12 protein-coding genes are annotated in these 11,380 nt (G+C 38.9%); 11 read left to right on the top strand and 1 reads right to left on the bottom strand.

Annotated elements, in window-relative coordinates; genetic code table 11:
• Positions 1-83 precede the first annotated feature (83 nt).
• A complete protein-coding gene (locus FET73_RS08775; protein WP_179952201.1) occupies positions 84-2,258 on the bottom strand; it encodes a TonB-dependent hemoglobin/transferrin/lactoferrin family receptor in 2,175 nt (724 codons plus the stop codon).
• A gap of 510 nt (positions 2,259-2,768) precedes the next feature.
• Between FET73_RS08775 and FET73_RS08770 the strand changes: the two genes are divergently transcribed.
• The 11 genes from FET73_RS08770 (at position 2,769) to FET73_RS08720 (ending at position 11,374) form a co-directional block, all read left to right on the top strand.
• Complete coding sequence (locus FET73_RS08770; RefSeq protein ID WP_154223578.1) at positions 2,769-4,364, top strand: type I restriction-modification system subunit M; 1,596 nt, start codon at positions 2,769-2,771, stop codon at positions 4,362-4,364.
• Between the two features lie 11 nt (positions 4,365-4,375).
• Positions 4,376-5,686, top strand: a complete 1,311-nt coding sequence (locus FET73_RS08765) for a restriction endonuclease subunit S (protein WP_179952200.1) — start codon at positions 4,376-4,378, stop codon at positions 5,684-5,686.
• Positions 5,687-5,748: 62 nt separating this feature from the next.
• On the top strand, positions 5,749-6,507 hold the full coding sequence (locus FET73_RS08760; RefSeq protein WP_154223576.1) for a TIR domain-containing protein: 759 nt from the start codon (positions 5,749-5,751) through the stop codon (positions 6,505-6,507).
• 71 nt (positions 6,508-6,578) lie between these two features.
• On the top strand, positions 6,579-7,013 hold the full coding sequence (locus FET73_RS08755; protein WP_154223575.1) for a hypothetical protein: 435 nt from the start codon (positions 6,579-6,581) through the stop codon (positions 7,011-7,013).
• A gap of 21 nt (positions 7,014-7,034) precedes the next feature.
• Positions 7,035-7,709 carry a hypothetical protein gene (locus FET73_RS08750; protein ID WP_154223574.1) on the top strand — a complete coding sequence of 225 codons (675 nt, stop codon included), beginning with the start codon at positions 7,035-7,037 and terminating at the stop codon, positions 7,707-7,709.
• Between the two features lie 17 nt (positions 7,710-7,726).
• Entirely contained in the window at positions 7,727-8,119 is a 393-nt protein-coding gene (locus tag FET73_RS08745) for a hypothetical protein (protein ID WP_154223573.1), read from the top strand.
• Positions 8,120-8,447: 328 nt separating this feature from the next.
• Complete coding sequence (locus FET73_RS08740) at positions 8,448-8,750, top strand: hypothetical protein (RefSeq protein ID WP_154223572.1); 303 nt, start codon at positions 8,448-8,450, stop codon at positions 8,748-8,750.
• Positions 8,751-8,954: 204 nt separating this feature from the next.
• Complete coding sequence (locus FET73_RS08735) at positions 8,955-9,377, top strand: hypothetical protein (RefSeq protein ID WP_154223571.1); 423 nt, start codon at positions 8,955-8,957, stop codon at positions 9,375-9,377.
• Positions 9,378-9,715: 338 nt separating this feature from the next.
• The gene (locus FET73_RS08730) at positions 9,716-10,030 is read left to right on the top strand and encodes a transposase (protein ID WP_154223570.1); all 315 of its coding nucleotides are present in this window, start codon (positions 9,716-9,718) and stop codon (positions 10,028-10,030) included.
• A 213-nt stretch (positions 10,031-10,243) separates the two neighbouring features.
• Positions 10,244-10,780: an REP-associated tyrosine transposase gene (locus FET73_RS08725; protein ID WP_154223569.1), complete on the top strand. Its 537-nt coding sequence runs from the start codon at positions 10,244-10,246 to the stop codon at positions 10,778-10,780.
• A 42-nt stretch (positions 10,781-10,822) separates the two neighbouring features.
• On the top strand, positions 10,823-11,374 hold the full coding sequence (locus tag FET73_RS08720) for a DUF6933 domain-containing protein (RefSeq protein ID WP_154223568.1): 552 nt from the start codon (positions 10,823-10,825) through the stop codon (positions 11,372-11,374).
• Positions 11,375-11,380: the final 6 nt, after the last annotated feature.

The following is an 11,380-nucleotide window of genomic DNA, read 5'->3' as shown; positions in this document are numbered from 1 at the left end:
TAATTAATTGTCTGGTTAACAGTAGTAACCATCTGATAATAATGGTGTTTCATGTTTGTTTCGTTGATGTATGTCAATTGACCTCACCATTGGTGTGTAAAAGTGAAAGAAACATTTCTTTGGGGCTGTGACAGTGATTCTATGACGGGGTCATTTTGGTCAAAATGTCTGACTTGCTGCCACAACCAATATTTCTTGTTGGCCAGGTTGTTGATGGCCATTTTGATTGTAGATTTGTCATTCAAGTGGTGTGACAGTAACAAATCAAATGTGGTGTAACTGGGTGGTAAAAACAGTTCATTGTCGGGGTCCTCAACACGTGTTTTTCTCATGCTGTGACTGCCATACAAAGTAGCAAACCAGCGTTGATCTGTGTCATGCCACTGCAGCTGAGCTACGGTTTTGGCAGGCGAAATGCTGTTCAGATACTGGTCAGTTTGTTTGTTTTTTCCGCGTGTGAGACTGAAGTTAACTTTGGCTTGCCATTGGGGATGAAACTGCCATTGATAGTCTAATTCTGCACCGTATATTTTCGCTTCCTGAATGTTGATAGACTGGAAAATTAAAGCCTGTGAAACGGGGTCAAAACCCACCTGTGCTTTACTTTCAATCAAGTCGTTGTAATCGGTGTGGAAGTAATTGGCTTGAAACTGTTGTTCGTCACCAAACCAGCGATAGCCTAACTCAAAGCCATCGGAAGTTTCGGATTTGAGGTCAGGATTAGCGATGGCGATGGTGTTCAAAAAAGGGATGTTGAGCGCAATGTTCACATCTGAGAATGGTGCCGCCCTGAAACCTCTGACGTATTGAAAATATAGGTTGCTGCTGTCTGTGATGTCATATAACAAACCCAGCTTAGGCGAGAAGTCACTGCTGTTGGCTGATGCAATTTCACCGATAAATAAAGCATCCTCTTGTGGGCTCATGCGGTAATGGTCGTATCGAACAGCCGGTATTAAAGTCCAGCGGTCGCTTAATTCAATTTCATCATGAACAAACACACCCCATTCTGACACTTTAGATTTGGGGAAGTCACGCAGTGGAAATTGTTCGCCCAGCAAGTTTGAGCTCACTTGGCCCGTGCTGTGGTTGGTTTCGGTGGCATCGCGCTGTTCGGTGATGTCATTTTGGCTATAAGTCACACCATATATCAGGCGGTGCTCGCTGTTGTCAGTTTGCCAGTTCTGGTGCAAATTGAATTCAAAGCCAAAAGTTTTTTGTTCAAATTCAAAGCGGCGATAGAGTGATTTATTCACGCCCCTGACGGTCCTTTCTTCGTGGGTCTGTTGATCAAAATCGCTGTTGTTGGCGTACACTTTGAGCAGGGCATGATCAAAGCTGCTGTCAGCAAATGACCAGTCTTGACTGATGTTGATGCCGTTTTGACTGTGTTGGTCATTGAAGTTCAGTGCGGTGGTGCTGCTGAACCGGCCTGTGCCGAGTAAAGCTTGTAAGGCACCTGATTGTTCTTTTTGGTGGCCGTTAAAAGCTATGGTGAAAGCATCGCCTTTGCTGTTATGGTGTTTCCACTTGAGCAAGGCGTTTTGTTGGTCCCAATCACTGATGTCTCGAAAAGCTTCACTTGAATCGTGGTTCAGTTTGCCTTTGCCATCTTGTTGGGTGAATGACAGTAATGTGGCCGAATTGCTGTGCGCCCATGCGCCTGTGGCATTGATGTTTCTGCCGTGGTTATTGCCATTATAAGCCGCTTTGAACTTATATAAACTGTCTTCTTGGCCTTGGGCAGAAAGGATAAAAGGGTCCCATGTACTGATGCTGACCACGCCGCCGAGTGCGTCGCTGCCATAAAGTGTTGAAGCAGGTCCATTGAGGATTTCTATAGACTGAATTAAGGCAACATCTGGAAACAAGGCGCTGGCCTGTGAATAGGAGCCAATGTCAAACTGATCAGAAATGGGCACACCATCAACTTCAATAGCGACGCGGTTCTGGCCGATACCACGTATGTTAATGCCGGTGGCGCCAAAACGGTTGCCAGCGTTTTCCATGTGGATGTTGCTTTCATAGCGCAGTGCATCAGTGATATCGAAGCTTTGGGTTTGCTCTAAGTCAGCGGCATTGATCAAGCTGACTTGCCCCACCACTTCTTGAATCGGTCGAGCCTGTTTACTCGCAACCACAACCAATTCATCTAATTCCACGGCACGGTCTTCAGACCAAGCAGGAGCCCAGCAACACCCCAAGGCGCTGGCTGCGATGACCATGTTGATTTTCTTTGTCAAAACGTTTCTTTTCATCATTACTGTAGCTTGTTACTAAAGCAACAGGATAGTATTGATGAAACGTTTGATAATTGATGCAAGTCAAATATACAAAAATGTTTGATATCATCATGCTATGGTATGACATATGTCAATTTTAAGTCGCAACAAATCATCGAATTTTAACTCGTAGCTGCGGGGTTCACCCCCGCCTTGCCCCGCAACAACACATCAAAATTAAATGTAGTCGCAAGGCTTGCCTTGCCTTTACACCGTAACAGCCCACCAAGACAGAACAGACACCCGCAAGGGGTGCGGCTACAAAAAATGTCACATTCTCACCATTTGAGAAAACCAAAAATTATAATCACACCACTTAAGAACAAAAAAGAACATGCGAGCCATTTCGCTATTGAATAAATATTCATAACTGGTTATATTAAATAGACACGCTCACAAAAACGCATAAATCACCACAGGGACAAGCTCAATGACCGACCAGATGGACTCACAAATGGACTCACTTAGGGAAACAAAAAAGGAATCATGACCGAAGACCAAAAGAAAAACCTCGAAACACAACTTTGGGGCATCGCCAACTTACTGCGCGGAAAAATCTCAGCCGACGACTACCGAGACTACATCCTCGGCTTCATCTTCTTTAAATACCTCTCGGAAAAACAATACATCTACGCCAATGAACTGCTGATGGGCGAAGACATCACAGCATACACCGAAGTAAAAGACCCAGAAACGCTACAGGCCATCGAAGAAGAATCGGTACTGAAACTCGGCTACTACCTGGCACCGAACGAACTGTTCCGCGTACTGGTCGCTAAAGGCCAAGGTAAAGCCGGCCAAGGTCAAGCCACTGAAGGTCATGATGCAGAATCTACCTACATCCTCGAAGACCTACAAGCGGTACTCAACCACATCGAGGACAGCACCCGAAACACCGAATCCGAAGAAGACTTCAATGCCTTATTCGAAGACCTCGACCTACAATCAAATAAACTCGGTCGCACCGTGGCAGCACGAAACGACATCGTGGTCGAAATCTTGGGCTTCTTGAGTAAAATCGACTTCAAGCTCGACGAAATCGAATCCGATGTCCTCGGTGATGCTTATGAATACCTGATTGCGAAATTCGCCGCTGGGGCAGGGAAGTCAGCCGGAGAATTCTACACGCCACAAAAAGTCTCGAAGATACTGGCCAAGCTGGTCACCACCGGAAAAGACCGCCTGCGATCGGTTTACGACCCGACCTGTGGTTCAGGCTCCTTGTTACTGCGTGTGCAAAGAGAAGCCGATGTGGCCGAATTCTATGGCCAAGAACTGAACCGCACCACCTATAACTTGGCACGCATGAACATGATACTGCACGACGTGCATTACCGCGACTTTAACATCAGCCAAGAAGACACCCTAGAAAATCCACAACACCTCGAACAACGCTTCGAAGCCGTGGTCGCTAACCCGCCATTCTCAGCCCATTGGAAATCAAGCGCCAATCCACTGAACGACTCAGACGAACGCTTCAGTCCCTACGGCCGACTGGCACCGAAAACCAAAGCAGACTACGCCTTCCTGACTCACATGCTGCACCAATTAGATGACAACGGCATCATGGCCTCAGTCTTTCCCCACGGCGTACTGTTCCGTGGCGCAGCCGAAGGCACCATCCGCGAATACATCATCAAACAAATGAACGCACTGGATGCCGTCATCGGTTTACCCGCCAATATCTTCTACGGCACATCAATCCCGACCTGTATCTTGGTACTGAGAAAAGACCGCCAGCCCAACGACAAAGTCGTCTTCATCGACGCCAGTGGCGAAGGCCATTACATCAAAGAAGGTAACCAGAATGTATTACGCGACGAAGACGTTGATTTAATCATCGAGACGTATAGACAACGGAAGGAAAAAGACAAATACAGCCATATCGCCAGCTTAGAAGAAATTGCTGAGAACGATTACAACCTCAATATCCCGAGGTATGTTGATACCTTTGAGGAAGAAGAGCCGGTGGATTTAAAAGCCGTATCAGATGAGCTCAAGCAAATCGATGCCGATCTAAAACAAACTAATGAAGAGATTGCTAAGTTCTGTAAAGAATTGGGCATTCCAACGCCGTTTTGATGGGTGGGGTTTTGAATAAAGAGAAGTTGGTTCCTGAGTTGAGGTTTTCACAATACAGTGAAGAATGGTTATATAAGTCAATTAATAGTGTGTTCAGTATTTTTAACGGCTATGCATTCAAAAGTAAAGATTCAAAAACCCGTGGATGTAGGTGGATAAAAATTGCTGATGTAGGTATTGGAGAAATTAAGAGTAATAACAAGTCATATTTGCCTTCAGAATACATTGATAAATATGAAAAATATTGTCTCAACAATGGTGACTACATAGTTGCATTAACTCGACCAATTTTAAACAACAAGCTGAAAATCACTAAAATTGGCGGTTTAAATAAACCTGCATTATTGAATCAAAGAGTTGGAAAAGTTAAATCTAAAAATAATTTGGAGTTTATTTATCAAATGCTTCAAAGAAACAAATTGATTTTTCAAATCGACTCAAGAATTGCTGGAACAGATCCACCAAATTTATCACCTAATGAAATAAATACTTTAATGGTCGGTATACCTTCGAGTGAAGAAGAACAACAAAAAATCGCCAACTTCCTCACCGCCATCGACCAACGCATCACCTTACTCAAACAAAAAAAAGCCGCCCTAGAACAATACAAAAAAGGCCTGATGCAAAAAATCTTTAATCAGGAGATTAGGTTCGAAGTAAATGGACTTTCAAATACCTCGGTCACAGGACGTGAAGGAGAGGTAAGTGCTAATGGAGTCACTAATGCCGAGAGCGCAGGACGCGCAGGAACGGCCAAAGATGATGAGAGGAATGATTTTCCGGATTGGGTGGAGAAGAAATTAGGTGATGTTTGTAACCTACAAATGGGGACATCACCAAAATCATCAGCATACAACAATGAAGGTGATGGTATACCGTTGATTCAAGGAAATGCTGACATTAAGAATCGCCAGTCAGCACCCAGAGTCTTTACGACAGAAATTACTAAAGAATGCCATCCAAATGATTTGCTATTAAGTGTTAGAGCACCAGTTGGCGAAGTTTCTAAATCAAGTCATCATGCATGCATTGGTAGGGGGATTTCAGCTATCTCACCAAAAACTAATACAGAGATTGAATTTATATTTCAGTTTCTACTTTGGTATGAACCACGGTGGGTGAGCATATCTCAAGGAAGTACATTTGAATCTGTGAACTCAAAAGATATTTCAGGTTTAAGATTAAAAGTACCTTGCATTGAAGAACAACAAAAAATCGCCAACTTCCTATCCGCCACAGATAAAAAAATAACCACCATGGACAAACAAATCACCGAAACCGAATCCTTCAAGAAAGGTTTGTTACAGAGGATGTTTGTGTAGATTTTGGAATTTTAAAAATTAAAGAATTAAAAAATTCAACAAGTAATGATTAAGGAAAACATATGAAATACGAAGGTAATTTAGACGATTTGAAAACTAAAATTATTGGCTGTGGATTTACGATTAAAGGAGTAAAAAACCAAGAACATGGGTATCAAATTAGAACTAATGAAGGTGCTATAGTTAATTGGTACCAAACAACAGGGAAATTACAAATTCAGGGAAAAAAAGCTAATAAAGAAAAGTTGCAAGATGCTTGGAGTACATACAATGGATTACCTTCAGTTGAAACTAATAATGCTGAAGCACCTGAGCCTTCTGCTCCTGAAAATCCAATAAATGCCAATAAAAAGGTATTTGTAGTACATGGGCATGATACGCAAGCTCGTGAACAGTTGGAATTGATATTACATAAGCTGGGTTTAGATCCATTTGTACTTGCAAATACTGGCGGTGGCGGGTTAACAATAATTGAAGCTTTAGAGGCCGAAATTGGAACAAATAATAATCAAGCTAGATTTGGAATTGTGTTGATGACACCAGATGATATGGGTTATTCAAAGGCAGATGGTACTGAAAATATTCAACCCAGAGCGCGTCAAAATGTTGTTCTTGAAATGGGTATGCTAATCTCAGCAGTAGGAAGAGGAAATGTTGCAATATTGAAAAAAGGTCATCTTGAAGCTCCTTCAGATGCTCAAGGCATTTTATATGTACCTTTCAATGAACACGTAAAGGAAGTTGTTCCAAAATTAGCGGATAGATTTCGAGCTGCAGGATTTGTTTTAAATCCTGAAAAAATTACAAATGCATCTAGTTAGCTCAGCGTTGTTTTCAATAGAAAACAGCTAATATAAATAATCACACATTTAAAAATAATAAGAGGTATCAAATGAAATTTAAAGTATATTCGGCTGAAACTGTAAGATTTGGGCCAAAAGCACTAATTATAGTTACTTATTACAAGGTAAAGCCAGACTTAAAATCTGAATTCTTTTTAGTAACGCCTAATGATAGTTTAAAACATGGAAAAATATCATTTGATTGCCAAATACCTAAAGACGTAGATTTTAAAATTGACAAAAAATTCGTTCTTAAGGAGGCTCTGAATCAGGCCAAGATTGATTTTGGTGAATATCTTATTTCACAAAAAAGTAATAATTTGGTTGATGTAATCACAATAATTAAAGAAGATTCAAGCTTCATTGCTCATCTATTATCTACTGGGCATTATGAGTCAATCAAAACTATTGAAAATTTAACGGAGTGTGATGATTTGAAAAAAATCATTAATATTTTTCAAAAAATAACTATAAATCGCAATTAAAATTATTGGATTTTTTTTTAAATGAATCAATCAAAACAAATAGATAATGAATTTCTAAATCCTAAGGAATTGAAAGACGTCACCAAGGGACTGTTATTTATAGGAAAACAGTTTTCTGAATACTCTTGGCCGAATTTAGAACCTATCTTGATTGAACGGTTAGGCATTATCAAAAATATTGATAATAATTTAGCACAATATACTCGGCTTACTTACCTTTCAGTTGTGTTATTTTTCAGTTATGTTGACGGTGTTGCAATGTCGACTAAGAAACTACTGTTAAATTCAAACAAACGTGGTATTTTACGTAAAATATCAAATAAACAACGAATTACTCTCGAGAAGAAAGATAGGCTAATTGGTTTTGAAGATTTGATGAAAGTTCAATTTTCAATATTGCCTCAAATGGTAGGTTTGCAAAGTGAATATGGACATTTAAAACAACATTCTTTGCCAAACCTTTTTAAGTTAAGAGATATTCGAAACCGAATTGTTCATCCATTAAGCTTGCCTGACATGATGAGTGTAGATTTAACTTTTCTTGAAGGTAAGGACATTAATATAGCTATGCAAGAGTTTATGAACCAGTTAGCTAAAACTCTTGCTGACTGTGTGAAACAACTTGTCCCACCAGAAAATATAGACAAAGTAGATTTGGATTCATGGTTTCGAAAACGACAGTTTGATTTGGAGTGAGTACCTTCTAAAATAATATGAAAAATCATTTTGAAACAGTTCTTAAGATTTTTGGCAATGAAACAATTGCAAAAAATATGATTTATGATGCGGCAGTATATATAGATGAAAATGAAGTGCCAGTCTCTAGAAAATCTAAAATATATTTCGTTGAAGTTGATAGCAAACTTTACCCAACAAAATATCTTTTAGATGTTGCTGTGTTACTTTCAAAAAAATCAAAAGTTTCAGATAGAATTGATCAAAATTCAATTGAAGCGAATCGGTTTTTTGAAAATCTGGGCTTCATTACCTTATATAAACCAGAATTAGGTGACATTCAAGATGAAGAATATGTTTCTGAAAAAGAAGGTAACCAAGTTTTAAAGATACATAAAAGCCGAGTAGGGTGGGCTCCGCCCACCATTTAGAGTTCAACTGAAAGAACACGATTGGTTTTTGGTGGGCAGAGCCCACCCTACGATACTATTTTTAAAAGCTATGAAAATAAATTCAAATTTAATCAAAGGACCAAAACAAATAAATTTAGATAAATTATTTGAAACTGAAATTAACTCAAATAAAAATTTATATTTTCAAAACAAAAGGGGTCAGACCCCTTTAAAATATAAGTTATTGATAAATAAAGTAAAAAGCGAGGACAGGCACCCAAATTAAGGAAACACTTGATTAGTTAAACTACAAAAGGAGCTTAAATTGAGACAGTTATTAATAACCATCATTGTATTAATGCCCAATATGGCATCAGCATCAAGCTATCCTGACCCAGGTGAAGGTTTTCTGACCTTCTTAGTAATGAGTTTTATTGTGAGCATTGGGTTATATGTAATTTTTGGATTAATCCTTATGGCATTTGATAAGCTTTATCTGGCATATATGGTGCCTGTATTTCTGGTATTGATGGCTGCTGGTGCAGCAACCATATTTGAAGTGATGCTGATGCAATTTATGGGAAGCTTACCTGGTGGTGCTCTCATTGGAGCTTTGTTATCAACAGGCATCTATATTTATTTGGTGAAATACAATATGCGGATTGATTAGGAAGAATTAAATTACAACTCAGATTAGGGATCAAAGGAATGAAAAATTTTATACTAATTATATAATATAAGGGACACGCACTTTTAAAAGAAGCTGGCTTAAGCAAGGTAGGTTGGGCTCCACCCACCATTTAGAGTTTAACTGAAAGAACAGGATTGGTTTTTGGTGGGCAGAGCCCATCCTACGATACTATTTTTAAAAGCTATGAAAATAAATTTAGATAAATTATTTGAAACTGAAATTAACCCAAATAAAAATTTATATTTTGAGTTTAGTTTTTCAAAGGATTATAGTTTACTTGGTTTTTCTACAGCAGAATATATAAGAGGTTATAGAGATGACTCTACTTATATTTGGAAAAAAGTTTGTTTCTTTTCGGGTGATATAAAAAAAGAAATAGATAATTTTATTCCAATCCAGAATGGAGCTTATTTTGTTTTTTCGAAAACCAAAGATAATCAAGTTTATGTGAATTTTCCAATCAATGATAAAGACTATGACCCTTCTATTGATAGCGCCTTAAAAATAGTTGATCTTTTAAAAGACGAACAAAAAGTAGTCTTAGTAGAAGGACTTGAGCAATCTAAACGAATTACGTACTCTGATTCTCAAATAATAGCCACGTAGGATGGGCTCCGCCCATCACAATTTATCGGTATGTGTAATCGTTCCAGCTTTGAAATTTGAGCCACGTAGGATGGGCTCCGCCCATCACAATTTATCGGTATGTGTAATCGTTCCAGCTTTGAAATTTGAGCCACGTAGGATGGGCTCAGCCCATCACAATTTATCGGCATGTGTAATCTCTCAAGCTTTGAAATTTGAGGTGGCTAGATTAAAAATATTCGGCATTAATGGTTTGTTGGGGTTTTTATGGGCAGAGCCCATCCTACGGTATTTTGTGTATTTAAAAGGTTTGGGTTTATTGATGGGGTTTCCTTGTCTTGCGGTGTTAAAATTTATAGATGCCAACTTTTAGAAGAGTTTTTGTAGAAAATAGTTATGTTTTTATCACTGTCGCAATCAATAACAGAAAGCGTCAGCTTTTAACAGATTATATTTCTGAGTTCAGATTGGCTTTGAAGGCTGTTCAGCAAAAATTTAAATTCAACATTCATGCCATTGTGGTTCTGCCTGAACACTTCCACATGATTTTAAAGCCGCAAAATATTACAGAATATCCTCGTATTGTTTCACTGCTGAAGATTAATTTTACAAAAAGTTTACCGAATGATTTAAGGCTTGAGCTGTCAAGAGAAGTGTCATTGAGCAAGGTTTAAAAAAGCCACGTAGGATGGGCTCCGCCCATCACAATTTATCGGTATGTGTAATCGTTCCAGCTTTGAAATTTGAGGTGTTTGGATAAAAAATATTCGGCATTAATGGTTTGTTGGGGTTTTTGATGGGCAGAGCCCATCCTACGGTATTTTGTGTATTTAAAAGGTTTTGGTTTATTGATGGGTTTCCTTATCATGCGGTGTTAAAATTTATAGATGCCAACTTTTAGAAGAGTTTTTGTAGAAAATAGTTATGTTTTTATCACTGTCGCAATCAATAACAGAAAGCGTCAGCTTTTAACAGATTATATTTCTGAGTTCAGATTGGCTTTGAAGGCTGTTCAGCAAAAAATGAAATTCAACATTCATGCCATTGTGGTTCTGCCTGAACACTTCCACTTGATTTTAAAGCCGCAGAATATTGCAGAATATCCCCGTATTGTTTCACTACTGAAGATTAATTTTACAAAAAGTTTACCGAATGATTTAAGGCTTGAGCTGTCAAGAGAAGTGTCATTGAGCAAGGTTAAAAAAAGGGAAAGTGGTGTGTGGCAAAGAAGGTATTATGAACACACCATTCGCAATGGTTCTGAATTAAATCATTTAACCGATTATATTCATTATAATCCTGTTAAGCATGGTTTGGTTGAAAAGCCATGCGATTGGCACAATTCATCTTTTATGAAGTTTGTTGAGGGTGGTTTTTATGATGTTAATTGGTGTGATTTTACTCAATTAAAAAACTACCATTAAGTTATGATGGGCAGAGCCCATCCTACATTTTTATAAGAAATAATGATAAAAATACACTGCACAAAAAAACTGTATGAAGCATTGAAACTCGATGAAGCTGGACGTGTTAAGCCCAAATTGCGTGCGCCATTGACTGAAAAGCTGTCAGAAGATGGCATCATACCTTTGAATCATTGGCATGGGCATTATTTCAGCATTCAGCGCAGTCCTTGTTTGTTCTTGGTGCATGATGCCACGCGATTTTCTTTGTTTATTCCTAATATCAAAAAGGCCGACTTATGTGACTTCGATCATTATTTTCAGGATGCTGTATTGAACACCATCATGAAGTTGGGCGCGGATGAGCTGTTAATGGATAAAGCCTATGATTTGATTCACCGTTTGGCTTTTGATACGGAAACCGATCGTTCCGTTCAGGGTTCAATGAATCAAATGATTCAAGAATTGAAATGGCATATGCATGGGGTTGAAGTACGTGATTTGTTGGGCTATCGTCAGAATGTTTGGTTTTCTGAAAGGCCTTGTACGGTAAAAGGACGTAAAGATGCCATCTGGCCTGGTAAAGCGTTTATGGCTTTGTTGGGTCGATCTTAGGTTTTT

Origin of the sequence: Marinicella rhabdoformis, from assembly GCF_009671245.1 — a bacterium.
Lineage (GTDB): Bacteria > Pseudomonadota > Gammaproteobacteria > Xanthomonadales > Marinicellaceae > Marinicella > Marinicella rhabdoformis.
This window is presented reverse-complemented; position numbering and strand designations above follow the sequence as displayed.